This window comes from Flavobacteriales bacterium, from assembly GCA_016779935.1.
Lineage (GTDB): Bacteria > Bacteroidota > Bacteroidia > Flavobacteriales > UBA7312.
Window position 1 is genome coordinate 1 of the sequence record JADHMQ010000009.1, and the last position, 25,570, is coordinate 25,570.

The 25,570-nt window shown below is 36.7% G+C and carries 25 protein-coding genes; 13 read left to right on the forward strand and 12 right to left on the reverse strand.

What is annotated here, in order from left to right:
* The coding region (locus ISP73_05580; GenBank protein ID MBL6658054.1) for a T9SS type A sorting domain-containing protein at positions 1–120 on the forward strand (120 nt) is incomplete at its 5' end.
* 304 nt (positions 121–424) lie between these two features.
* On the opposite strand, the gene ISP73_05585 is transcribed toward ISP73_05580, so the two are convergent.
* A complete protein-coding gene (locus ISP73_05585) occupies positions 425–1,747 on the reverse strand; it encodes an ammonium transporter (GenBank protein ID MBL6658055.1) in 1,323 nt (440 codons plus the stop codon).
* Positions 1,748–1,778: 31 nt separating this feature from the next.
* Entirely contained in the window at positions 1,779–2,030 is a 252-nt protein-coding gene (locus ISP73_05590; GenBank protein ID MBL6658056.1) for a hypothetical protein, read from the reverse strand.
* A 177-nt stretch (positions 2,031–2,207) separates the two neighbouring features.
* On the opposite strand from ISP73_05590, the gene ISP73_05595 reads away from it, so the two are divergent.
* The 7 genes from ISP73_05595 to ISP73_05625 all read left to right on the forward strand — a co-directional run bounded on the left by ISP73_05595 (position 2,208) and on the right by ISP73_05625 (position 8,156).
* Complete coding sequence (locus tag ISP73_05595) at positions 2,208–2,684, forward strand: Lrp/AsnC family transcriptional regulator (protein ID MBL6658057.1); 477 nt, start codon at positions 2,208–2,210, stop codon at positions 2,682–2,684.
* Between the two features lie 100 nt (positions 2,685–2,784).
* The gene (locus tag ISP73_05600) at positions 2,785–5,031 is read left to right on the forward strand and encodes a CotH kinase family protein (protein ID MBL6658058.1); all 2,247 of its coding nucleotides are present in this window, start codon (positions 2,785–2,787) and stop codon (positions 5,029–5,031) included.
* Position 5,032: 1 nt separating this feature from the next.
* A complete protein-coding gene (locus ISP73_05605; GenBank protein ID MBL6658059.1) occupies positions 5,033–5,536 on the forward strand; it encodes a hypothetical protein in 504 nt (167 codons plus the stop codon).
* Positions 5,523–6,275, forward strand: a complete 753-nt coding sequence (locus ISP73_05610) for a polyphosphate polymerase domain-containing protein (protein ID MBL6658060.1) — start codon at positions 5,523–5,525, stop codon at positions 6,273–6,275. Before ISP73_05605 ends, ISP73_05610 begins: the two co-directional genes overlap by 14 nt.
* Entirely contained in the window at positions 6,268–6,909 is a 642-nt protein-coding gene (locus ISP73_05615) for a DUF4956 domain-containing protein (GenBank protein MBL6658061.1), read from the forward strand. Before ISP73_05610 ends, ISP73_05615 begins: the two co-directional genes overlap by 8 nt.
* A complete protein-coding gene (locus ISP73_05620; GenBank protein MBL6658062.1) occupies positions 6,893–7,504 on the forward strand; it encodes a DUF2490 domain-containing protein in 612 nt (203 codons plus the stop codon). The genes ISP73_05615 and ISP73_05620 overlap by 17 nt, the downstream gene beginning before the upstream one ends.
* Position 7,505: 1 nt before the next feature.
* Positions 7,506–8,156, forward strand: coding sequence for a rhomboid family intramembrane serine protease (locus ISP73_05625; protein ID MBL6658063.1), 651 nt, complete (start codon positions 7,506–7,508; stop codon positions 8,154–8,156).
* Between the two features lie 21 nt (positions 8,157–8,177).
* Here ISP73_05625 and ISP73_05630 read toward each other — a convergent pair whose 3' ends face one another.
* The 5 genes from ISP73_05630 to asnS are packed head-to-tail and all read right to left on the reverse strand — an operon-like array spanning position 8,178 to position 12,900.
* The gene (locus tag ISP73_05630; protein ID MBL6658064.1) at positions 8,178–8,546 is read right to left on the reverse strand and encodes a DUF805 domain-containing protein; all 369 of its coding nucleotides are present in this window, start codon (positions 8,544–8,546) and stop codon (positions 8,178–8,180) included.
* Positions 8,547–8,556: 10 nt separating this feature from the next.
* Complete coding sequence (locus tag ISP73_05635) at positions 8,557–9,444, reverse strand: T9SS type A sorting domain-containing protein (GenBank protein MBL6658065.1); 888 nt, start codon at positions 9,442–9,444, stop codon at positions 8,557–8,559.
* 43 nt (positions 9,445–9,487) lie between these two features.
* Complete coding sequence (locus ISP73_05640) at positions 9,488–10,096, reverse strand: hypothetical protein (protein ID MBL6658066.1); 609 nt, start codon at positions 10,094–10,096, stop codon at positions 9,488–9,490.
* Positions 10,093–11,454, reverse strand: a complete 1,362-nt coding sequence (rpoN, locus tag ISP73_05645; GenBank protein ID MBL6658067.1) for an RNA polymerase factor sigma-54 — start codon at positions 11,452–11,454, stop codon at positions 10,093–10,095. The genes ISP73_05640 and rpoN overlap by 4 nt, the downstream gene beginning before the upstream one ends.
* A gap of 3 nt (positions 11,455–11,457) precedes the next feature.
* Positions 11,458–12,900, reverse strand: coding sequence for an asparagine--tRNA ligase (gene asnS / locus ISP73_05650; GenBank protein MBL6658068.1), 1,443 nt, complete (start codon positions 12,898–12,900; stop codon positions 11,458–11,460).
* A gap of 135 nt (positions 12,901–13,035) precedes the next feature.
* Between asnS and ISP73_05655 the strand changes: the two genes are divergently transcribed.
* The 5 genes from ISP73_05655 to ISP73_05675 all read left to right on the forward strand — a co-directional run bounded on the left by ISP73_05655 (position 13,036) and on the right by ISP73_05675 (position 21,439).
* Entirely contained in the window at positions 13,036–13,641 is a 606-nt protein-coding gene (locus ISP73_05655; protein ID MBL6658069.1) for a TetR/AcrR family transcriptional regulator, read from the forward strand.
* The gene (locus tag ISP73_05660) at positions 13,631–14,950 is read left to right on the forward strand and encodes a TolC family protein (GenBank protein ID MBL6658070.1); all 1,320 of its coding nucleotides are present in this window, start codon (positions 13,631–13,633) and stop codon (positions 14,948–14,950) included. Before ISP73_05655 ends, ISP73_05660 begins: the two co-directional genes overlap by 11 nt.
* Positions 14,950–16,068 (forward strand): efflux RND transporter periplasmic adaptor subunit, encoded by a 1,119-nt coding sequence (locus ISP73_05665; GenBank protein ID MBL6658071.1) that lies wholly within the window; start codon positions 14,950–14,952, stop codon positions 16,066–16,068. Before ISP73_05660 ends, ISP73_05665 begins: the two co-directional genes overlap by 1 nt.
* A gap of 4 nt (positions 16,069–16,072) precedes the next feature.
* The gene (locus ISP73_05670) at positions 16,073–19,468 is read left to right on the forward strand and encodes an efflux RND transporter permease subunit (GenBank protein MBL6658072.1); all 3,396 of its coding nucleotides are present in this window, start codon (positions 16,073–16,075) and stop codon (positions 19,466–19,468) included.
* Between the two features lie 63 nt (positions 19,469–19,531).
* Positions 19,532–21,439, forward strand: coding sequence for a 1-deoxy-D-xylulose-5-phosphate synthase (locus tag ISP73_05675; GenBank protein MBL6658073.1), 1,908 nt, complete (start codon positions 19,532–19,534; stop codon positions 21,437–21,439).
* 48 nt (positions 21,440–21,487) lie between these two features.
* Here ISP73_05675 and accC read toward each other — a convergent pair whose 3' ends face one another.
* From accC to rpmF, 5 genes are all read right to left on the reverse strand, one after another.
* Positions 21,488–22,825 carry an acetyl-CoA carboxylase biotin carboxylase subunit gene (accC, locus tag ISP73_05680; GenBank protein MBL6658074.1) on the reverse strand — a complete coding sequence of 446 codons (1,338 nt, stop codon included), beginning with the start codon at positions 22,823–22,825 and terminating at the stop codon, positions 21,488–21,490.
* A 9-nt stretch (positions 22,826–22,834) separates the two neighbouring features.
* Positions 22,835–23,329 (reverse strand): acetyl-CoA carboxylase biotin carboxyl carrier protein, encoded by a 495-nt coding sequence (gene accB, locus ISP73_05685; protein MBL6658075.1) that lies wholly within the window; start codon positions 23,327–23,329, stop codon positions 22,835–22,837.
* A 30-nt stretch (positions 23,330–23,359) separates the two neighbouring features.
* On the reverse strand, positions 23,360–24,358 hold the full coding sequence (locus ISP73_05690; protein MBL6658076.1) for a ketoacyl-ACP synthase III: 999 nt from the start codon (positions 24,356–24,358) through the stop codon (positions 23,360–23,362).
* Positions 24,351–25,304, reverse strand: coding sequence for a phosphate acyltransferase PlsX (plsX, locus tag ISP73_05695; GenBank protein MBL6658077.1), 954 nt, complete (start codon positions 25,302–25,304; stop codon positions 24,351–24,353). The genes ISP73_05690 and plsX overlap by 8 nt, the downstream gene beginning before the upstream one ends.
* A 78-nt stretch (positions 25,305–25,382) precedes the next feature.
* Complete coding sequence (gene rpmF, locus ISP73_05700) at positions 25,383–25,568, reverse strand: 50S ribosomal protein L32 (protein MBL6658078.1); 186 nt, start codon at positions 25,566–25,568, stop codon at positions 25,383–25,385.
* Between the last annotated feature and the right edge of the window lie 2 nt (positions 25,569–25,570).

Consider the following 25,570-nt stretch of genomic DNA (forward strand, 5'->3'; position numbering starts at 1 on the left):
GTAGACTTAGAAGGCCAACACCGTACAATGGTAGATATGAATACTATGCCAAAAGGCGTGTACTTCTTAGAAATCACTACACTAAACGGAAGTATCAATCAAAAAATAGTGCTTCAATAAGATTTAGATTTGACTTTTTAAAAGCTCCGAGTATTTGCTCGGAGCTTTTTTTATGAGTAAGTGGTATGGCAATTAATCACTATATCTATATATAACGTATTAATTGTGATTTATTCAGTCTGTGAAGCTTGATGGGGTTAAACAAAAACCCTTCTACTCAAAGAACGGAAGGGTTTTGTTTAAGCTGTACGGAAAGGATTCGAACCTATAAGTAGACGTTAGCACAAAAGTGTTTATCCGTTAAATCTACACCCTCGAGACAGGAGGGCATGTTTGCCAATTTCATCACCGTACAATAATAATATTATACTATTTCCTCACCATGTTGTGAAAGGTCAAGGCCTCTTTCTTCTTGGTCTTGTCTAACACGCATTGGCAAAATAATGTCAACGATTTTATATAAAAGCAGCGAGCCAAAGAAGGCGAATACAATCACTATTACGCAGGCTATTAGGTGAAGTATAAAAGTGTTTACTTCTCCGTATACTAAACCAACATCTTTGGCGAAAACTGCAGTAAGTATCATTCCGCAAATTCCGCCAATACCATGACTAGCGAATACATCTAAAGTGTCATCAATTCTATTCGATTTTTTGATTTTAATCATAGCAAGGTTGCACACTAAAGCAGTGATAAAACCAATTAAAATAGAATGAGGAATACTAACAAATCCTGCAGCAGGAGTAATTGCAACTAAACCAACAATAGCGCCTATGCAAGCTCCAACAGCCGATATTTTTTTATTCAAAAACCTATCGAAAAGTACCCAAGTTATCATGGAGCTTGCTGAGGCGATATTTGTGTTGGCAAATGCTATTACTGCATCGTAATTTGCTGCAAGTGCTGAACCCGCATTAAATCCGAACCATCCGAACCATAATAGCCCTGTTCCTAGTATAATGAAAGGGATATTAGCTGGGTCGCTGTTTTCTTCTTTCCTTTTACCTAGGTAAAGAGCGCCAGCTAGTGCTGCTAAACCTGCAGACATATGAACAACAGTTCCGCCGGCAAAATCTAAAACGTGTAAGCCTTCAAATCCTGTAATGCCAATAACATTACCGAAATTGGCAAAAATACCTTCTGGCGACCACGTTGTATGAGCAATTGGACTGTATATAAAGATGCAAAACAATATCATGAATAATAAGTAGCTTCTAAACCGAATTCTCTCGGCAAAGCTACCTGTAATGATTGCAGGTGTTATTATGGCAAATTTTAACTGAAATAAAGCAAATAATAAGTAAGGAATATTGCTGTTTTTAGAATCCAAATTATCAAGACATAAGTGTTGTAGTGGATTTCCAATAATTCCCCATCCATTTACAGAATCCCCAAATGCAAGAGAGAATCCAAACAATACCCAAATTAATGAAATAATACCCAAAGCGATAAAGCTTTGCAGCATAGTTGAAATAACATTCTTTTTATTGACCATTCCTCCGTAGAAGAAGGCTAAGCCAGGCGTCATAAGGAGAACAAGGGCACTGGCAACAATCATCCAAGCAGTGTCGGCACTATTAATGTCGACTGACTGCATGGGTGATGTTTGATGATTTGAAAAAAACAGTAACACTAGCATAACTAGTGAAAGGATTATGAAAAATGTACGCCTATTATGAAAAAACATGATTTCAATAATTATCTTTCAACATCCATTTTTAGTTTAATGAGTAACAGATGTCTTTATTTTGACGATACTCATTAATCGTTCTTGGTTTTTTAGTCGGTTCATATGTCAAATCATAATTCTGAAATAGATTAATCAACGAATGATAAACGGGATCGTTTTGGTCGTAGGTATAATCCTTTCTTCTGTTATTGGTCAAGTATTTGACTTCGGTAATATGGTTTTTAGAGTCTAAAAAATATTCTGAAACCGAATCTAAATGATGAACTGTTATTTTTTTCATATCACACTTACTAACTAACTGCACAAATTTACATATATTTGCATCTATAAACATTAAATATAAACCATAAAATTAATAAAAAAGTCAAAATAAATTTAAATCAAACAATTAAAAGTCAAAATCATTTTTTAGATGTGTTTTTATAGCATTTATATTTAAATTTAAAATCAGATTACAATGTCAAAGTCAACTTTAATAGACAAATTAGATTTAGAAATACTCAAATTATTGTCTCTAAATTCAAAAATTTCATTTTCAGAAATATCTAATATTCTAAAAGTTTCCAATACCACTATTCATGTAAGAATTAAGCGTTTGCAGAAGCTGGGCATTATTAAAAACTTTACTATTACCATTGATTATGATAAGCTTGGCTTCAATTACACTTGCTATATGGGCGTGTATTTGGATAAAGCGTCTAAATACGACCAGGCCTTAAAAGAGCTATTAAAGATTGACAACATTACGGGCATGGATTTCACAACAGGAAAGTCGAGTTTGTTCTGTAAAATTCGTGCTATTGACTCTAATGATGCTCGTCAAATTATCAGTAAAATACATAAAATAGAGGGTATAAACAGAACCGAAACCTTTTTCTCCCTTGAACAATTACTCAACCAAAAGGAAAGTCTATTATCTACAATTACCTTTTAATTTTTGCTTTAAAGCTGTAAGAAGCAAGTCCTCTTTTAAATAATATTTGTTAAAAAAAGGTTAAGTTTGCTAGAACAAAACCAGAACCTTAATTTAACTAATGAATTTAATTCGAACCCTTCTCTTTTTTTTAGTGCTGTCCTTTTCCATTTCATCTGGCCAAGAGCTTTACCAGATGGATAATATTACCACTATTGACATATATTTCCCTATTACTGACTGGAATGATCTGATGATTGACAATTACTACAGTGAAACCTACCTTATGGCAGATTCAGTCGTAATTAATGGCTCCATGAAAGATAGTGTTGCCGTTAAGTATAAAGGGAATAGCACATTTTCTGAAACTAATGACAAAAACCCTCTTAACATTTCATTAGATGAGTTCAACGATAATCAGGACTACAAAGGTTTCCGTACACTTAAACTTTCAAGCGGTTATAAAGATCCTTCTTTTTTAAGAGAGGTATTGTCTTATGAAGTGGCACGAAAGTATATGCAAGCCCCTCAGTCTAATTTTGCAAGGGTATCGATTAATGGTAATTACCATGGATTGTATAGCAGTTCAGAATCGGTAAATTCAGATTTTCAAAGAAAATATTTATATGCTGATAAAGACAACAGTCGTTTTAAATGTAATCCAGTCAGCACATTCAACGGAGGCTCATCACTAGAATACTTAGGTGCAGATTCTGCATCATACTACGACTATTATGAGTTAAAATCGGACTTTAGTTGGCAGGACATTATTGACTTGACTAATGCTATAAATAATAACCCACAAAGCATTGAGCAATTTCTAGACATTGATCGTGCAATATGGATGTCTGCTTTCAACAATGTTTTGGTCAATTTGGACAGTTATTTAGGTCCTTTTCGTCAGAACTATTACCTTATTAAAGACGATAATAACCGAATGAATCCTGTAGTATGGGATTTAAACGAATCTTTTGGGGGCTTTGCAATGGTAAATGAAGGTCCCGGAATGGGAGGGCCAATTGACCTTACACAATTAAACCCTTTACTTAGAGAAGGTGACCAGGACTGGCCATTGTTAGATTTAATATTCTCTAACCCTACCTATAAACGAATGTATATTGCTCATATGCGTACCATTATCAATGAAAACTTTGCTAATGGATGGTATATTGAAAGAGGTTTAGAATTGCAGAATTTAATCAAGAGTAGTGTTCAAACCGATCCAAATGCAATCTATAGCTATTCTGACTTTATCGCTAATCTTAATGACGATGTCACCATTGAAGGAGGACCAGGGAGTGGCAATAAATTTGGGCTAAGTTCCTTAATGGAAAGCCGTATTGATTACTTAGAATCTCAGGCCGAGTTTACTGCTACACCTCCAACAATTAATGCTATTAGCACCACACCTACCCTAGTTAATATTTATTCTGAAGCAAATATTAGTGTTGAGGTTGATAATGCTGAATCGGTAATCTTTGGTTACAGATTTAGACCCTATGAAGTTTTTACTAAGCTAGAAATGTTTGATGACGGCAATCACAACGATGGACAAGCGAATGATGGAATCTATGGGGTTTCAATAGATGTTGATGCACTTGACGTTCAATATTATATATATGCAGAAAACAATGATGCTGGAATATTTTCACCAGAACGAGCTGAACATGAATTTCATTTTCTGCCAGTTGTAGGGGATTTAGTAATTAATGAATTTATGGCATCAAACACTTCCGCCGTTGAGGACATTTCGTCAGGGCTTTCTGAGTATGACGACTGGGTAGAATTATATAACAGGGGAAATTCTACTATTAACCTATTAGGCTATCATTTATCGGATAACGAAAATACATTGGATAAATGGACATTTCCAGATGTAAGTATTGCTCCCAATGAATACTTAATTGTATGGCTAGATAATGACCTTGACGCGACTAGCGGATTGCACACAAATTTCAGACTGTCTGCTGATGGGGAAGAGTTGTTTTTATCTACATCAAATAATTTCATCATTGACGCTTTGTTCTACGGTGAGTTACCCTCAGATTTTGGCTATGCTAGAGTGCCAAACGGAAGTGGCGCTTTCGTTATTCAAGACCATACCCACAACGCCAATAACGGATTAGGAACAGCTATTTCCGAATATACACACAATTCAAATATATTGGTCTATCCAAACCCATCTAATTATTTACTGCATATTGTCGTTCCTTTTGCAAATCAAATTGAAGCTTATGATGTATTAGGCAAAAAACAGTATACAAAGCAAAACATTAAAAATGGTATTGATATAGATGTTAGTAACTGGAAAAAAGGCGTTTATATATTAAAAATAGACGATGAATTCCGTAAAATCAGTGTACAATAAAATGAAAAAAATACTACTTATTCTAGCAGGAGTTAGTGTCTTGTTTTCCTGTCAAAAAGAAGCAGGAGAAGGCGGGACATCTTCCATAGCAGGAAAAATAATTACATACGATTTGAGGCATTTTGATGTGCCAGGAGGCAACCAAAGCGTAGATACAATCTCAAGCTATGCTAAAGCAGATGAAGAAGTCTATATTGTATATGGTGACGAGGATAATCTTTATGACGATTCGTACAATACCTCATGGGATGGCAGCTTCAGCTTTGAGAATTTAAGAAAAGGCAAGTATACCGTATTTGTATATTCTGAATGTGAGGCAGATACGAGCGGTTTAGCGGTCTTGAGTCAAACAAATCCAACTTATGCTCAAGAATTGGCGTCCACTATTTGGCATCCTGATTGTATCAATGGAGACTTCCCACATATTATTGAAATAGAAATTACAGATAACAATTCCGTATATAATTTAGGAGATATATCCATCTATAATATTGCAGTCAATTAAAAACATATTAGACTCTTTTGAGCCCATATCTTTGGAGCAAATGGATTCGGTGCAGTTAATGAACAGAACAGATACCAAATTTGTTTTTGAATTAGAATTGTTAGGCAAAGTACTCAACGAAATTAGAGAACATTATTACGTTTTGGATATAAATAACAAGCGAATGAGTGCTTACCGTTCTTTGTATTACGATACCGATGATTTTGAGTTTTATTTTGAACATCACAATGGCAAAACAAACCGCAACAAAGTACGGTATAGAGAATACATAGATTCGGGTCTATGTTTCTTAGAAATAAAGCACAAAACCAATAAGGGGAAAACAATAAAAAAGCGAATAAAAGTCGATAAAATCCCTAATGAAATTGACACGAATGCCAATGCCTTTATCACTTCAGTGATTGGAGAGGAGAAAGAACTGGTTCCAAAACACTGGAATAAATTTAATCGCATTACGCTTGTCAACAAAAAGATGAAGGAACGCGTAACAATTGATGTAAACATTAATTTTGAAGGCGACAACAAAACATCTGAATTAGGGAATATGGTAATTGCAGAGATAAAGCAAGAAAAGATTAATCACGCTTCAGTTTTCATGCGAATCATTAAAAAGAATATGGTAAGGCCTTTTAGAATAAGCAAATATTGCATGGCTACTGCAAGCCTTTACCCTTTATTAAAAAACAATAATTTTAAACCAAAATTTATAAAAATTAACAAACTTCAACACGATGCATAGTCTATTATTATTGATTTCAGATATTGAGCTTTTCGGAACTGACCTTTTTGACCAAAAAGATTTTATTGAGCTACTTGCTCGTTCAGTTTTTAACTTTTTGATTGTAGGATATATAGTTCGCTATTTGTACTACCCAGCAACAAAAAATAAGGATTACTTATTTACCTATTTATTGATTAGTGTTACCGTCTTTTTTCTATGCTTTTTACTAGAAAATGTAAAGCTAGAACTAGGTTTTGCACTTGGGCTATTTGCCATCTTTGGGATTATCAGATACCGAACAGACCCTATTCCTATTAAGGAGATGACCTATCTATTTGTCATTATTGGTATTTCTGTGATGAACGCTCTGGTTAATAAAAAAATCAGTCATGCGGAGGTCGTATTTACCAACCTTATTTTCATTGCCCTAACCTATGGTTTAGAAAAAATTTGGCTGCTCAAGCATGAATCTCGAAAGAATATAACTTTTGAAAAAATAGAGCTAATTGTACCTGAAAAGCGACAAGAGTTATTTGAAGATTTGAAGCAAAGAACGGGCTTGAATATTACACGAGTAGAAGTTAAGAGCATTGATTTTCTTAGAGATACTGCTCAATTAAGAATCTTCTTTTTTGATGATGAACAAAAGTAGCTTTGTACTTCTTTTATTTTTTCCTTTTCTCTTGTTAGCACAAGAGCAAGATTTTCAATTATGGACTAAGGTTGAAGTTTCACACTCATTAAACAAAACAGTTAAATTATCCTTTGATCAAGGGTATAGACTTAGAGAAAATGCATCATTATCTGATGCTCTTTTTTCGAATATATCTTTAAGATACAAAATCAACAAACCCTGGTCAGTTGCCTTTGGCTACCGTTACATTAATGATTTTGCTATACAAACGGAGGTTAAACACCGTTTGTTTACAGATTTAAACTTCCGTAAAAAACATAAGCGTTGGGAATTTAAGAATCGATTACGTTATCAATTCCAATCGAACGTTTCGACACTAAGAGATAAAATGTCAGCTACATATAATGTACGCAAAACACCTCTTGAACCTTACACTGCCTTTGAGATTTTCTACCTTAATCAGTCACTCAATAAGTGGCGCTATACATTTGGGGTGTCTTACCCCATTTCTAAGGCACTAAACCTCTCTTTATATTACAGGCTTCAGCAAGAGTTCAACAGCAATAGTCCACAATTGTATATCTTAGGTGTTGGATTCGATTACGATTTTTAAGATGAAAGCAAAGCTCAACCTTCAGCATTTTATTTTTCCGTCTTTATTTATTCTTCTACTAGCTTTAATAGAGTATTTAGAATTTTATTGGAACATACGTTTTGTAAAGTACGGTGTATTGCCAAGAACATTTGAAGGATTAAAAGGTATTTTATTATCTCCCCTAATACACGGCGATTGGAAGCATTTGACTAATAATGCAGTCCCCCTTTTTGTATTGATTTCTTCTTTAACCTTTTTTTATAGAAGTATTGCAAATGAAGTGTTTTTATGGTCTTGGCTTATGAGTGGCATTTGGTTGTGGGCTATTGGTCGACCAAGTTTTCATATTGGCGCAAGTGGACTGGTCTATGCTTTAGCATCTTTTTTATTTTTCAGTGGATTCATACGAAAGCATACTCGACTAATGGCTATTTCAATGTTTGTCGTTTTCCTATACGGTGGTATGATTTGGGGAATTTTTCCAATGCAAGATAACATTTCTTGGGAAGGGCATTTGTCAGGTGGCTTTGCTGGTCTAATATTAGCGTATTGGTTTAAAGAAAATGGACCCCCAAAACAGATTTACCAATATGAAATTGACGAACTGTTAGAAGAAGCTGAAGAAGAGCAACAGTATCATTACGATTACAAGGAAAAAGAAAAGGACTGAGTAAACTCAGCCCTTTATTTGTTAATTTTCAGGCACGGCTCCATATTTATTTTCGCTTTCATTACCTTTTAACAACGTTAGCACAAGAATCCAAAAAGTCCCTATAATCGGAATTAATAGAATTAGCAACATCCACCCACTTCTGTTCGTGTCATGTAATCTTCTTACGCCTACAGCAATAGAAGGAATAAATACAAATAGGGTATATAACCAATATATAATACCACCAATTGGTAGGCTTGAAGAGTCTTCACTTCCCATTGCACCTTCTAATATTCCTATTAAAAAGATAATAATGATATTTATTAAAGCAAATTCCCAGTATTCATTCCTACTAGCTCGTCCTTTAAATACTGAATATTTTCGTAATACTTTCAAATAGTTTTTCATAAGCTCTAAATTATTTAATGACTTTCAATGTATTAATCAGAAGCTGATTTTCATTAGTGGTCATCTTCACAAAATAAATCCCCTCTCTAAGGTGGCTTATGTTTATTGTTTTTGAACGATTTATTTTTCGATAAACCTCTTGCCCTAAAGCGTTTATAATCGTTATTTCTTTGATATCATCACGCATGATTTTAAAGTAAGATGAGCTGGGATTAGGGTAAATCAAAGAGGATTGAATGTTGTAATCAGTAACAGCTACAGTAGAATCAGTACCACCACCATCACCGCCGTCACCATCACCGTTTCCAGAAGTCGTATCAATTTCAGACTCTATTATGAAGTATAATAGATTTTCAACATTTAAATCGTTCCATTGTCCAGCACTTCCATATGGCCAGTCTGTTAATGCAAATCCCAATGCGTTTTGATTACCTAAGTAATTATCTGGTTCTCCTGCAAAGGAACTACTGCCCCAATTATTGTATAAACCACCTACTGCACTTCCAGAGTTAGTCCCTTGCCAAAACTGAGTGGCGTCACCATTTTCACCTATCCACTCCCATTTTCCTTCTTCACCCATATCGCTACCGCCTATCCAAAGGTAAGATGCTTGCCCACCATCTGGGGCAGATGTATTTGAGTTGGTAATGTTTGCATTTGGTATTTCAGCCCAAATGGCATCTTGTTCTTCTTGGTTGTCAATTATTGCTAATATGCCTCCGAGTTGGTATGCACAAGCTATGGCATCAGTCCAACTTTTTGTATCTTTTACAATGGCATAATTTTTATTATTGTGTTGAAAAACATAAAGATTAGAAGTGTCCGTACATATTTCAGTTTGAGCAATAATGGAAAATGATAAAAGAGATAGGCCAAGCCCGAGTAATAATTTTTTCATGATTTATAGTTTTAAGAGTTACTACAAATCTAAGAAAGTTTTACTATAGGTAAAGCACACTAACCCATTCGACAAATACGCCTAGTAAAAAACCAACATATACTTGCCGGTAATTATGTGAGTGTGTTTTAAGACGTGCATAGCCAATTAGACCGGCAAAAATAACAAGCACCATTATCAAATTAGAATGGTCAAACTGAAAGCGTTGAGAGATGCCAATTATTGCACCTATAAGGCCGCCAAAACCAAGCATATGAATACTTACTTTCCACCTCAAAGTAATGATTAACGACAGACCAATTGCAATAATAGCACCCAGCATTAACAATAAAAAACTCTGAGGGATGTACAGTTTAGCAAGCAGTTGGAAAGCCAAATAATACCAAACAAGTGTAAAAACAAATGGCCACTTACGTTCCTCACTTGACTTCATATAAATACTATCAATTACCCTCAATTGCTTGAGTAGGATAGCGGTAACAATCGGAAGTACAATAGTGAATAGTGAGAGAATGATTATAACCACATTCTTAGTAGAATCGCTTATCATCATATTGACGTAAGGATTAGTGTACATTAATAAACTAAAAGCATAAGAAGGCATAAATAATGGATGTGCCATAACGGAAATAAACTGGGCGAATTTCATCATAGCGTTCGTCTAAGTCTTGCAACTGGAAAATCGAGTTGTTCTCGATATTTAGCGACTGTTCTTCTAGCAATATGATAGCCTTTTTCACCAAGTCTTTCTGAAAGTTCCTCATCAGAAAAAGGCTTCTTTTTATCTTCATTATCAACGATTTCTTTCAGATGACTCTTCACCACCTTATTTGATATAGTGGTACCGTCTTCTTTGCTGTAAGCATCAGAAAAAAAATCTTTCAGTAAAAAAGTGCCGTAGGGGGTTTCAATGTATTTACTATTTGTTACTCTTGAAATGGTCGAAATATCTAGATTAATTTGCTCTGCAATGTCCATTAATTTCATGGGCTTGAGTGTACGCTCATCACCAGATTTGAAATAATCCATTTGCAGCTTAACGATGCAATTCATAGTATTTAGTAGAGTCTGCTCGCGTTGAATGAGAGCATTAGCAAACCAGTTTGCCCCTTCTATTTTATCTTTCAAAAAAGAAATAGCCTCTTTATCGCCTTTAGTGTCTTCAAGATTTTTCAGCATGTTTTTGTAGTACTCACTACTCTTAAGCTGCTTCACTTTACTGTTGTTGAGCACTACCTTTAATTCATCGTTTTGAACTTCTAAGCTAAAATCTGGAGTGATGTAATTATTTCCTTCTTCTTGATTCGAAAAGCTTGCGCCAGGCTTTGGGTTAAGCGTTTCAATTTCTTTATAAGCCGCCTTTAGTTCGTCTTCGCTTAGATTCAACTCACGCATTAACTTTTCGTAATTTTTATTGCTAAAAGCAGAGTAGTGTTTAGAAAGAAGTAGAATAGCATCAGTAATTGACGAACTAGGCTCTTTGTTTTCTAACTGAATGAGTAAACACTCTTGCAAATCTCTAGCGCCTACGCCAATAGGCTCTAAGCTTTGTATGCTTTTTAAAATAGGAATAAGATCATACTCGCTGATTTCCAAATTCATCTTGAACAGCAAATCATCAGTAATCGACAAAAGAGAGCGGCTTAAAAATCCATTGTCATCCAAACACCCCACGATAAATTCAGAGATAGAATATTCTAAATCATTGAGGTTAAGCATAGGAAGTTGCTCTAGTAAAAACTCTTGAAGACTTAATTCTCTTTGATGAGTAAACTCTCTAGGTGTTTCCTCTTTATTAGAATTTCTAGAACTGCTTTTCTCCCAACTTTGTTCGCTGCTTTCAGAAGCTTTATCGGATTCTGTTTCTTCTTCTAAAGCAGGATTGCTTTCCAGCTCCTCTTCAATACGTTTTTCCAAAGACATTAAAGGAATTTGCAACAAACCAAGAAACTGTATTTGTTGAGGGCTAAGTTTGAGTCCTATTTCCTGTTTTAGTCTTTGTTTTTGCATTAATTAAAATTCCGCATTTTGAGGGTATCGTGGGAAAGGAATAACATCTCTAACATTTTTCATTCCAGTTACAAACATTATTAGTCTTTCGAAGCCTAATCCAAAACCACTATGTGGGCATGTTCCAAACTGTCGTGTTTCAAGATACCACCACAATTCTTCTTGGTCAACATCCATTTCTTCCATTCTACTTTTAAGAATGTCCATACGCTCTTCCCTTTGTGAGCCGCCAACAATTTCACCTATACCGGGGAAAAGAATATCCATAGCACGAACGGTTTCACCATCTTCATTCATGCGCATGTAAAAGGCTTTAATGTTTTTTGGATAGTCAGTAAGAATCACTGGTTTTTTAAATTTCTTTTCTACCAAATAGCGTTCATGTTCTGACTGAAGGTCAGCACCAAAGCCTTCGATGAGGTATTGAAATTTCTTCTTTTGGTTTGGCTTAGAATTTCTAAGGATGTTAATAGCCTCAGTATAGGTCAGTCTTTCAAACTCATTTTCTGCCACAAAGTTGAGGCGTTCAATAAGGCTCATTTCTGATTTTTGCTCTTTAGGAAGGTTTTTCTCATCATCAGTTAAGCGCTTGTCAAGGAACGTAATATCATCTTTACAGTGTTCCAAAACGTATTTGATGCAATATTTTAGAAAATCTTCAGCCAAATCCATATTATCGTTTAGGTCATTGAAAGCCACTTCAGGCTCTATCATCCAAAATTCTGATAAGTGTCTAGAAGTATTAGAGTTTTCAGCTCTAAACGTTGGGCCAAAAGTATAGACCTGACCCAATGCCAATGCTCCTAATTCAGCTTCTAACTGTCCAGAAACGGTTAAGTTTGTTTTCTTACCAAAGAAGTCTTGAGTTTCATCCACATTACCATCCTCATCTTTTGGTAGATTGTTCCAGTCTAAATTACTAACTTGAAACATTTCGCCAGCACCCTCGGCATCAGCACCTGTAATAATGGGTGTATGAAGGTTAACAAAGCCCTTATCATTGAAGAATTTATGAATAGCAAAAGATAAAGCGTGTCTTACTCTGAAAACTGCACTAAAGGTATTCGTTCGGAAACGTAAGTGAGCTTTTTCTCTCAGAAATTCCAGACTGTGCTTTTTGGGTTGAAGCGGATATACATCGGCATCTGCTTCGCCAAGCACCTCAATCTCTTGAGCTGTAATTTCGACCTTTTGACCGCTTCCTTGCGATTCGACCAATGTACCTACGATACGCACACAAGCACCTGTTGTGATTTGTTTGATTAAGTCTTCCTCAAAAGAATCACTTTCGGCAACAGCTTGGATATTGTTTATTGTAGAACCATCATTAATAGCAATAAAAGAGACATTTTTACTTCCTCGCTTAGTTCTTACCCAACCTTTTACACAAACGGTTTCCTTTAGGCTTTCACCTTTCAATAACGTCTTTACTTTGGTATGTTTCATCGTGTATATTCTTAGAACAAAGATATTAAATCTTAAAACTTTTGGGCATTTTAGTCTAACAATTAAAACTTTGGAAACAAAAAGCTATTAAAAATGTTTCCAAAGTTTATTTATATGTATATTTGCACCCCGAAAATGGACGTTAAGGAAAATATAATACACCAATCGCTTATTCTTTTTCTAAAAAAAGGAGTGAAGCAAGTTAATATGGACGAAGTGGCCTCAAAGCTAGTTATTTCCAAAAAGACACTATATATCCACTTCGACAACAAACAAGATTTGGTGCACCATTGTTTTAAGAGGCACAATGAGATGTTTGAAGAAATGATAAGTAACTCTTTCTCACAACCTCAAAATGCTATTGATGAGCTTTTTGCAATTGATGAAAGCGTTTCTTTAATGATGAAAAAAACCAATCCTTATTTATTAGGAGAGCTCAAAAGGTATTATCCTAATACCTGGAGTTTGCTCGAGGAGTTAAAAGAAAAGGTATTGTTTAATATTATGAAAAACAACCTTATCAAGGGCATTCAACAAGAATTGTATAGGTCTGAATTGGACGTGGACATTATTACCAAGTTTGTTATTAGTAGAACAGACACCTTAGTCAATGACCAAATTTTTCCGCTTACCGTTTACAACTTCAAAAAGTTATTAAAAGAAAACAGAATATATCACATTAGGGGAATAGCGACCTCAAAAGGAATCAAATATCTAGAAAAGAAAATCAATGAATTATAAGCTATTAATAATTGCATTTATAGTTGCATTTAATGCCAATGCTCAGCAAAGACTTTCAGTTGAAGATGCTCAGCAGATAGGTTTGACAAATAACACCGAGGTGAAAAACGCTCGATTAGACGTGAAGTTAGCAAAGAAAAAAGTCATGGAAACAGTCGCAATTGGTCTGCCAAAAATTAATGGGGAGGTCAATATGCAGCAGTTTTTGGAAATACCTACGACTGTTGTTCCTGCTAATATGTTTGTGCCAACAGCATCAGCCGATGATTTTACTGAACTGCAATTTGGAACAGAGTTCAACTCTACCTCAACACTTTCAGCTTCACAGCTTGTGTTTGACGGCTCTTATATTGTAGGGCTTAAGGCCTCATCCATCTATAAGAATTTATCTATTCAATCCTTGGAGCTTACCGAACAACAAATTCTAGATAGCATTGCAGCAGCATATTATAATGTTTTAGTAGCCGAAGAACGCAAAGCCTTTCTAAAACTGATAGCAGATATTCATCAAGATATTTTAGATGAGGTAAGCACTATGTATGAATTAGGATTGGTGGAAGACCTTGACGTTGATAGGATGACACTTACCTTATCAAATATGAAAATCCAATCGGAAAATATGGATCGCATGACTGATGTGGCATATTTATACCTAAAATTAATTTTAGGGTTGCCACTCGATGAGGAAATTATTTTAACCGACAGTCTAACTAATTTATTGTCTGACAATCAGATTATTCAATTGAAAGAACCTTCGATTGAAAACAGAAAAGAATACCAATTAGCACAAACTCAAACACAGTTGATGAAACTTGATTTAAGACGCTTTCAGTCTCAGCTTTTGCCATCAATTACCGCTTTTGCATCTTACAGCAAAAACGCATACAGAAATGAGTTTGACTTTTTTGACGAAGGTAAATGGTACCCGTCGAACGTCATTGGCATAAAAGCAAACATGACGTTGTTTGATGGACTTGCAAGGGTGTCAAGAATTCAACAGGCTCAAATTAATTACGAAAAAGCTAGAAACAATCAATCGCAAACTTCAGAGTCATTGCAATTGGCTTACGAGATGGCTTTATCTAATTACATAACAGCTTTTAATTCGCAAGAGCAAACCGCTAACAATTTAGGGCTTAGCAAGAAGATTTACCACAAAACATTACTTAAATACAAGGAAGGTTTGGTAAGTAGTTCAGAATTATCACAAGCAGGTGCAGACTACAGTCAAGCCCAAGCAAACAATGCACAAGCGATTTACAATTTACTAATAGCAAAAACTAATTATAACCGATCAGTAGGAAACTAATGAAAACAACACACATTTTAATACTAGCATCCCTCATTGCCTTTGTTGGCTGTGGAGAAAAGGTCAGTGAACTTGACCAAAAGAAAGCCTCTTTAAAAACCTTAAAGGAACAATTAGGGGAGATAAAAACACAAATACTTACTCTAGAAAAAGAGATCGCATTAGCCGATACTATAGTTAAAGACGGTATAGCTGTAAATGTAGAAGAGATTACTTCTCGTTCATTTGCACACTACATCAATCAGCCAGGAACGGTAAGCTCAAGAGCAAACGTTGTCGTAAGCTCTGAAGTTGGGGCTACTGTAGTTCGCAGATTAGTAGAAGAAGGAAGTTGGGTGTCTAAAGACCAAGCCATAATACAGTTAGACGCTACAGTAATGATGAATCAAGTTGAAGACTTAAGGCAGTCTGTTGAATTAGCCAAGACGACTTTTGAAAGACAAGACAACCTTTGGAAGCAAGGCATTGGCTCTGAAATTCAATTTTTACAAGCTAAAAACCAATACCTTTCTTTGAGTAAGAAGCTAGCTGCCTCAGAAGCACAGTTGGACAAATACGAAATAGTTGCACCAATTAGTGGTAGGCTTGACGAAATCGTTATAAATGAAGGAGAATTTACTTCGCCAGGAAGACCGGCATTTAGGGTAGTGAATTCCAATAGATTACAAATAGAAGTTGATGTAGCTGAGCGTTATTCATCTGTTTTAAAGAAAGGCGATATAGTTAAAATTTCCTTCAACTCTTTGGGCATTGACATGGAAGCACCAGTAAGTTTTGTAGGGCAAGTTATAAATCCAGAAAACAGAACCTTCAAGCTAAAAATAAACCTTAGAAATACATCTGGCAACATTAAGCCAAATGCAGTAGCCTCCTTAAAGATTAAAGATTTCAGTGCTGACAATACCATTGTATTGCCATCCTCTGCTATAAAGAAAGATATGCGAGGCTCATTTGTCTTTGTAGCCGAAGGCAATAAAGCAGCCAAAAAGTATATTGAAGTAGGCTTATCACAAGCAGCTGAAACACATGTGACTGCTGGATTAGAATTTGGTCAAAAAGTCATTACAGTTGGCTTTGATGAAGTATCAAACGGAAGTATTATTGAAATAAAAAACTAGATAAATGAGTAATCGAAGTTTCAAAATCACGAATTTATCACTGAAGAATAAAACAACCGTTTTCATTCTAACGGCTTTATTGACACTCTTTGGTATCTTTTCGTATAAATCCATGCCCAAATCCTTGTATCCAGATATTGTTATGCCAACAATAATGGTGCAAACGGTATATCCTGGAAACTCACCTGCAGATATAGAAAACCTGATTACAAGACCTTTAGAGAAAGAAATTAAATCTGTAAAAGGCTTGAAAAAACTTACTTCCTCTTCCATTCAGGATAACTCCTCAGTAATTGTAGAGTTTAACACAGATATTGAGCTTAAAGTAGCTCTACAAGATGTTAAGGACGCTGTAGATAAAGCAAAGAGTGATCTGCCAAGAGATTTGGATATGGACCCTATGGTTATGGATATCGATTTCTCAGAATTCCCCATTTTGAACATTAACCTTTCGGGAGACTTTAGTTTGGATGAATTAAAAATTCATGCCGAGTATCTCCAGGATGAGATAGAGTCTTTTACCGAAATATCTAAAGTTGAAATCACAGGACTATTAGATAAGGAAATTCGTATAGAGGCTGACTTATATCTCATGGAGAGTAGCCAAGTAAGTTTTGGAGATATAGAAAGTGCAATTGCCTATGAAAATACTTCTATTGCAGGAGGAAATGTGCTTATTGGCAATACTAGAAGAATGGTCAGAACATCGGCTGAGTTTACGTCAGCTGAAGAAATTGGCAACATTATTGTAAAGCATGAAAAGGGAAATATAGTTTACCTCAAAGACATCGCAACAGTTACAGATGGCTATGAAGAAAGAGAAAGCTTTGCACGGTTAGACGCACAACCAGTAGTATCATTAAATGTTGTGAAGAAAAGCGGCGAAAACCTTTTGGAGGCAACCAGTAAAATAATGTCGCTTTTAGCCACGGCAAAATCGACTAATCTACTGCCTCAGAACTTAACCATATCCATTACAAACGATCAGTCCGAACAAACTAGAGATCAATTAAGTAACTTGGAGAACAGTATCATTTTTGGAGTAATTTTGGTGGTGCTTGTTCTCTTGTTCTTTCTTGGTTTACGAAACGCTTTATTCGTTGGAATGGCTATTCCGTTGTCGATGTTTATCAGTTTTGTAGTCTTTGGCGGTATGGGTACCACAATGAATATGGTAGTGCTTTTTGCCCTCATTTTAGCATTGGGAATGTTAGTAGACAACGCTATTGTAGTGATTGAAAATATTGACCGTATTTATAAGAAAGAAGGCTTGAGTAAGTTCGAAGCAGCAAAACAAGGAGTAGGCGAAATAGCCATTCCTATCATCTCTTCAACCCTAACGACATTAGCCGCCTTTTTCCCACTCTTATTCTGGGACGACCTCATGGGAGAGTTCATGGGCTATATTCCAATGACATTAATTATTGTATTGGGCTCCTCACTATTTGTAGCCTTAGTCATAAACCCTGTTTTTGCATCTCGATTTATGCAAAAGGACAGCAGAAAAGAAGTGAATAAACCAAAGCTAAAAAAGACCACTATTTATGCTGCGGTAATTTCTATAATCTTCTACCTATTAGGATTCCGTATGTTGGGCTCACTAGCGTTAATTTATGGCTTGTTGAACTTATTGAACAGCATATACCTAACACCTTGGTCATATTGGTTCCAAGACACATTACTTGCCCGTTTGGAAGAAAGATACTCTAGAACATTAAACTGGGCATTAGAGGGAAGACGTCCATTAAAACTCTTAGCAGGAACCTTTGGGCTATTAATTTTCTCCATTATGTTCTTTGCATTTATGAAACCCAACGTGGAGTTTTTTCCCGTTAATGAGCCAAAGTACATCAATGTATTTTTGGAAATGCCAGAAGCAACGGACGTTACAGCTACAGACTCCATAGCTCGTGTGGTTGAACAAGACATTATTGAGATTCTAAGCCCGTACGAGCATATAGTTTCTTCCGTATTGACTAATGTTGGCGCAGGAACATCTGACCCTAACGAAATGGGTGGAGGTTCAGGAAATACCCCTCACAAAGCACGTATAACCATTAATTTTGTAGAGTTCAAATACAGAGATGGCATCGCTACTGGGGATGTTATGAAAGAATTATCTGCTTCGATGAAAGAATTACCTGGAGTAGAAATTTCTGTCGATAAAAATAGAGACGGACCACCAATGGGACGACCAATTAATTTGGAAATTACGGGTGAGAATTTCGAAGACTTACTCTTTTTGGCCGAAGACATTCAGCAAAAAATTGAGAAAGAGAAAATCCCTGGAATAGAAGGACTAAAAGTCGATTTAGAATTAAGTAAGGCAGAGATGCTTGTGCAGATAGACAGAGACATGGCGCGACGATTAGGCGTGTCTACTTCTCAAGTAGGATCTACTATTCGTACAGCATTGTTTGGAAAAGAAGTTTCTAAATTTAAGGATGGAGAAGACGAATACCCAATCACCTTAAAATTAGCAGATAAGTACCGTTATAACGTGTCATCATTGATGAATCAGAGCATTACCTTTAGAAGCCAGTCTAGTGGTAGAGTTATGCAAATTCCTATCTCTTCGGTGGCAACTTATACCTACAATAACACCTTTGGTTCGGTCAACAGAAAAGACATGAAAAGACAGGTAACCCTTTATTCAAACGTAATAGAAGGTTACAACGAAAACGCCATAAATGAGCAATTGAAAAAGCTATTAGCTGACTATCCTTTGCCAGAAAATTGCGATTTACAATTTACAGGAAAACAGCAAGAACAAGCTCAAACGCAAGACTTCTTGTCTAAAGCATTATTAATTGCTGTGGCTCTTATCACGCTGATATTAGTATCTCAATTTAACTCCGTATTCAAGCCAGTAATTATTATTATGACGGTACTGTTTAGTACCATCGGTGTATTCTTGGGACTGGCTATTTTCAATATGGACTTCGTTATTATTATGACGGGAATTGGGATAGTTTCATTGGCTGGAATTGTAGTTAATAATGCCATTGTTTTAATCGACTACATTGACCTCATTAAATCAAGAAAGAAAGAAGAACTTGGCTTAGACGGTTCAGAAGAATTAGATTACCAAAACTCCATAGATAGTATTCGTGAAGCTGGGCAAAAAAGGCTAAGACCTGTACTTCTTACAGCCATTACAACGGTATTGGGACTACTACCATTAGCTACAGGTATGAATATTAATTTCAGCACCTTGCTAACGGAGTTCAATCCACAGATTTTCTTTGGAGGGGACAACGCTATTTTCTGGGGACCAATGGCGTGGACGGTTATTTTTGGACTTACCTTTGCCACATTCCTTACCTTAGTAATTGTGCCAGTAATGTATCTCTTAACCGACAAATTAAAGACTAAGATTATATCTAAATTAAGGAGCTAGTTAAGTGAGTTTGTCTTTACAGATGTTAATTTTCTTATATTTGTACCTGAAAAGTATTCCAGTTTGAGTTCATTAGATAACATCCAATTTCCTGAAGATTTAAAAAATCTTAAAAGCAGCGATTTGCCTCAAGTATGTGATGACTTAAGGCAATTTATTGTTGATGTAGTGTCCACTAAAGGAGGGCATTTTGGAGCTAGCTTAGGTGTAGTAGAGCTTACAGTTGCATTGCATTATGTTTTCAATACGCCTTATGACCAATTAGTGTGGGATGTAGGCCACCAAGCATACGGACATAAAATCCTAACTGGTAGAAAAGACCGTTTTCACACCAATAGAATTTACAAAGGAATTAGTGGCTTTCCCAAGCGAACGGAAAGTGAATACGATACTTTCGGTGTAGGTCACTCATCTACTTCTATTTCTGGTGCTCTAGGAATGGCAGTAGCCTCGAACTATAAAAACGAAAGTGACAAACAGCACATTGCCGTTATTGGTGATGGTTCAATGACCGCAGGCTTAGCCTTTGAAGGGCTTAACCATGCCGGTATAGAAAAATCCAATCTTTTGGTAATCCTCAACGACAACTGTATGTCCATTGACCCTAATGTTGGAGCTTTAAAAGAATATCTAACGGACATTGCTACTTCTCATACTTACAATAAGGTAAAAGATGACGTATGGCATTTATTGGGAAAAGTCAGTAAGTTTGGACCAAATGCACAAGCCATTGCGGCAAAGTTGGAAAACGCTTTAAAGTCTGCACTATTGAAGCAAAGCAACTATTTTGAGTCTTTAAACTTTAGATATTTCGGACCTGTAGATGGACACGATGTAGTGCATTTGACCAAAATATTAAACGATTTAAAAAATATTCCTGGACCAAAGATATTGCATTGCATTACTAAAAAAGGGAAAGGCTATGAGCCAGCAGAAATGGGAAGCCCTACCAAGTGGCACGCACCAGGATTATTTGATAAAAATACGGGGGAAATTATTAAATCTTCCTCTAATAGCCCTCAACCACCAAAATACCAAGATGTATTTGGAAAGACTATTATTGAGTTGGCTAAAGAAAACGATAAAATTATGGGGATTACCCCAGCCATGCCTACAGGTTGTTCCTTAGGTATGATGATGAATGAGATGCCAGACAGGGCCTTTGATGTGGGTATTGCAGAGCAACACGCCGTAACCTTTTCGGCGGGTTTAGCCACACAAGGAATGGTACCATTTTGTAATATATATTCCTCCTTCATGCAACGTGCATACGATCAAGTAGTACACGATGTTGCCATTCAAAATTTGAATGTAGTATTTTGTCTCGACAGGGGTGGTTTAGTAGGTGCTGATGGCCCGACTCACCACGGTGTTTACGATATGGCATATTTCAGATGCATTCCTAATATGATTGTTTCTGCACCTATGAATGAGCAAGAGTTGCGCAACCTGATGTACACAGCACAATTGCCTAACAAAGGACCATTTTCAATCCGTTACCCAAGAGGAAAAGGTGTTATGGTCGAATGGCAAACACCTTTTGAAGAAATACCAGTAGGAAAAGGAAGAAAAGTTTCTGATGGTAATGAAATTGCTCTAGTGACAATTGGTCATGTGGGGAATTTTGCTCAAGAAGCCATTTCAGATTTAGACACGTATTCTATAGCCCATTACGATATGCGATTTGTGAAGCCTTTGGACGAAGCCTTACTACACGAAGTCTTTAAGAAGCACGATAAAGTTATTACGGTAGAAGACGGCTGCATACAAGGCGGTTTCGGTAGTGCAATCATTGAATTTATGGCAGACCACAACTACAAAGCACAAGTTAAGCGTTTAGGTATTCCTGACAAATACGTTGAGCATGGTACTCAGCCAGAATTATGGCGTGAATGCGAGTACGATAAACAAGCCATCATCGAAAGCATTCATCAGATGGTAGGGGTTAAAAAAGTAGCCACCACAGCATAAAAAAAGAGCCTCAAGAGCTCTTTTTTTTAGTTTTCATCCAAAACTTTCTTATTTCAACTTAAAGGACTCCATAAATTTGGTGGTATAGTTACCGTTTATGAAATCTTCGTTTTTCATCAATTGTAAATGAAATGGTATAGTTGTTTTTACGCCTTCAATCACGAATTCTTCCAGAGCTCTCCTCATCTTTGCAATGGCTTCTTCTCTAGTTTGAGCGACTGTAATGAGTTTAGCAATCATAGAGTCGTAATTAGGAGGTATAATGTAGTTGGCATATACATGAGTATCAATACGAATGCCATGTCCACCTGGTGCGTGAAAATTAGTTATTAATCCTGGGCTTGGCCTAAAATCGTTATATGGGTCTTCAGCATTAATACGGCACTCAATAGCATGCAGTTGAGGGTAGTAGTTTTTACCAGAAATCTTTACGCCTGCGGCTACTTTTATTTGCTCGCAGATAAGGTCGTAATCCACTACTTCTTCCGTAATAGGATGTTCTACCTGAATACGGGTATTCATTTCCATAAAGTAGAAGTTACGGTGCTTATCAACTAGAAATTCTACCGTTCCAGCACCTTCATACTTTACCGATTCAGCAGCTTGTACAGCCGCTTTACCCATAGCTTCTCTTAGCTCATCCGTCATAAAAGGCGAAGGCGTTTCTTCTACTAATTTTTGGTGTCTTCGCTGAATAGAGCAATCCCTTTCAGAAAGGTGACACGCTTTGCCTGTATTATCTCCAATAATTTGTATTTCTATATGGCGAGGGTCTTCAATGAATTTCTCCATATACATACCATTGTTGCCAAAGGCAGCAGCAGACTCTTGTCTGGCAGAGTCCCAAGCATTTTCTAATTCACTGGCTTTCCATACGAGTCGCATTCCTCTACCACCACCACCGGCAGTAGCTTTTAGCATTACTGGGTAACCAATTTCTTTGGCGAGTTTCTTGCAGTGTGCAAAGTCGTCAATCAGACCATCCGAACCAGGAATGGTAGGTACGCCTGCTTTTTTCATGGTCTCTTTGGCAGCTGCTTTGTCGCCCATGCCTTCAATCATTTCTGGTGAAGCACCGATAAATTTGATGCCATTTTCTCCGCAAATTTTTGAAAATTTAGCGTTTTCAGAAAGGAAACCATAGCCTGGATGAATAGCATCGGCATTGGTAATTTCTGCTGCGGCAATAATGTTTGGGATATTTAGGTAAGATTCGCTTGATGGTCCTGGGCCTACGCATACCGCTTCGTCGGCAAACCTAACGTGTAGACTTTCAGCATCGGCAGTAGAATATACGGCTACCGTTTTTATGCCCATCTCCTTGCATGTGCGAATTACTCTTAGAGCAATTTCACCTCTATTAGCTATTAATATCTTTTTAAACATGAATGTATTTTAAGAAGGGTCAACTAAAAATAAAGGCTGGTCGTATTCTACTGGTGTAGAATCGTCTACTAATACCTTTACAATTTTACCGCTAACTTCAGATTCTATTTCGTTGAATAGCTTCATGGCCTCTACCACGCAAAGGATATCGCCAGGCTTGATAGTATCACCGATGTTAACAAAGGTTTCTTTATCTGGCGAAGGCTTTCTGTAAAATGTACCAATCATTGGTGACTTTACGGTAATGTATTTGTCTTCCTTGCTACTTTTGTCAGCTGCTGGAGCTTCTGCTGCTGGAGCCGGAGCTGGTGCAGCTGCTACAGGCATTATTGCCGGAGCACCTTGAGCTACAGGCATTTGCTGAATAATGGTTGTTTCAGGCACAGTCCCTTTCTTAGCAGGGGATTTGATAGAAATTTTTACGTTATCAATTTCTAGATTTACCTCAGTTGCTCCAGATTTAGCAACAAACTTTATTAGTTCTTGAATTTCTTTAATGTCCATAAGGCGATTTTAATATTTCAAATATATAATTTATTTACTATCGTATGCCCATTTTAAATAAATAGAGCCCCAAGTAAAGCCGCCACCAAAGGCCGCAAGGATGAGATTGTCTCCTTTATTTAATTGACTTTCCCATTCCCACAAACACAATGGAATAGTAGCGTTAGTGGTATTTCCGTAACGCTGAATGTTCAGCATAACTTTGTCTTTACCTACACCCATTCTGTTGGCAGTAGCGTCAATGATTCGTTTATTGGCTTGGTGAGGAACTAACCAGGCGATATCGTCACCATCTAAGTTGTTACGTTCCATAATTTCTGCAGAAACATCCGCCATACCTTTTACAGCAAACTTGAATACGGTTTGACCTTCTTGGTGTATGAAGTGCTCTTTATTTTTAATAGTTTCTTCTGATGCTGGACGGACTGATCCGCCGCCAGTCATCTTTAGATAATGACGTCCTTCACCATTACTTTTCATGATAGAGTCTTGTACTCCTAAACCGCTTTCATCGGCTTCGAGGAGAACAGCACCCGCACCATCACCAAAAATAATACAGGTTTGTCGGTCTGTATAATCGACTATCGATGACATTTTATCAGCACCCACAACAACTATCTTTTTATAGCTCCCAGTTTCTATGTATTTCGATGCTGTAGCTACAGAAAATAGGAAGCCTGAGCAGGCTGCCATTAAATCGTATGCAAAGGCATTCTTTGCTCCAATTTTGTCTGCGATAATACATGCTGTTGCAGGAAAAATCATATCTGGAGTAGCTGTTGCACAGATGATGCAATCTATCTCTTCAGCACTAATGCCTTTTTTCTCTAGCAAGCCTTCTACAGCAGCAGCCCCTAAGTCTGAAGAACCTAAGCCTTCGCCTTTTAATATTCGTCTTTCTTTGATACCCGTTCTAGTGGTTATCCATTCGTCATTGGTGTCTACCATCCCTTCCAACTCCTTGTTTGTTAAAACATATTCAGGGACATATCCGTGAACGCCAGTTATAGCAGCTCTGAGTTTAGTCATTATTGAAGTTATTTAAAATTTTTGTGGTTAAATCAGCTTCAACAACATCAGCAGTCAAAACGATCATATTCTTAATGGCGATTTTGTTAGATATTCCGTGACCAATAACAACGGTTTTGTTTAATCCTAGTATGGGTGTCCCACCGTAATTTTCATAATTAAATCGATTGAAATAGTCGTCTTTAATATTTCGTTTTTCAATTAGGTTGTAGATGGATTCCGCTTGCTTCAGTATAACGTTCCCTGAAAAACCGTCGCAAACAATGACATCGCATTTATCATCAAAAAGATGTCTACTTTCTATGTTTCCACAGAAGTTGAAATCTCTTGAGTCGCTCATAAGTTCATGAGCGGCAATAGTTAGCATATTGCCTTTTGTTTCTTCTTCGCCAATATTTAATAGGCCTACTCTAGGAGCAGAAACACCGCATACGTGCTCTGCAAATAGGGAACCTAATATTCCAAACTGATACAGTACATCAGCTTTGCAGTCGGCATTGGCACCGACATCTAAAATTACATTTACTCCACCGTCTAATTTGGGCAATACGGAAGAGATACAAGGTCTTAAAATTCCTGGGATAGGCTTAACAGACATATAGCCACCGACGAACATTGCACCGGTATTTCCTGCACTGGCAAAACCGTCGATTTTTCCTTTTTTGAGAAGGTGAAATCCAACAGCGATACTTGAATTAGGCTTTTTGACTAAAGCTTTGGTAGGGTGTTCGCCCATTTCGATATTATCAGGGGCATGAACAATTTCGAAGGAATCTTCTTGTAGGTTGTGTTTTTGTAATTCGCTTTTAATGAGAGTTTCGTCACCGATTAGAACTAAGTCTACGTTATCGGCTAAGTTTGGGAGAGCTAGAACACTGCCGTCAATAGTAGCTCCTGGGGCATAATCCCCACCCATAATATCTATTCCAATTCGAACTCTATCCATTAAAAACAAAAGTAGATTTAAGAGTTATAAAGAGTCCTAAATCTACAAATTAAAAATTAAACTAAACGACAAGTTTTACTAGGCAGCAACTTCTTGTGAAACCGCTTCTTTACCTCTGTAAAAACCACATTCACCACATACTCTGTGGTGTAAAACTGGTGCACCACAGTTAGGACATTTACTAACGTTGTGTGCGGTTGCTTTGTCGTGAGTTCTTCTTTTGTCTCTTCTAGTTTTAGAAATTTTACGTTTAGGATGTGCCATAA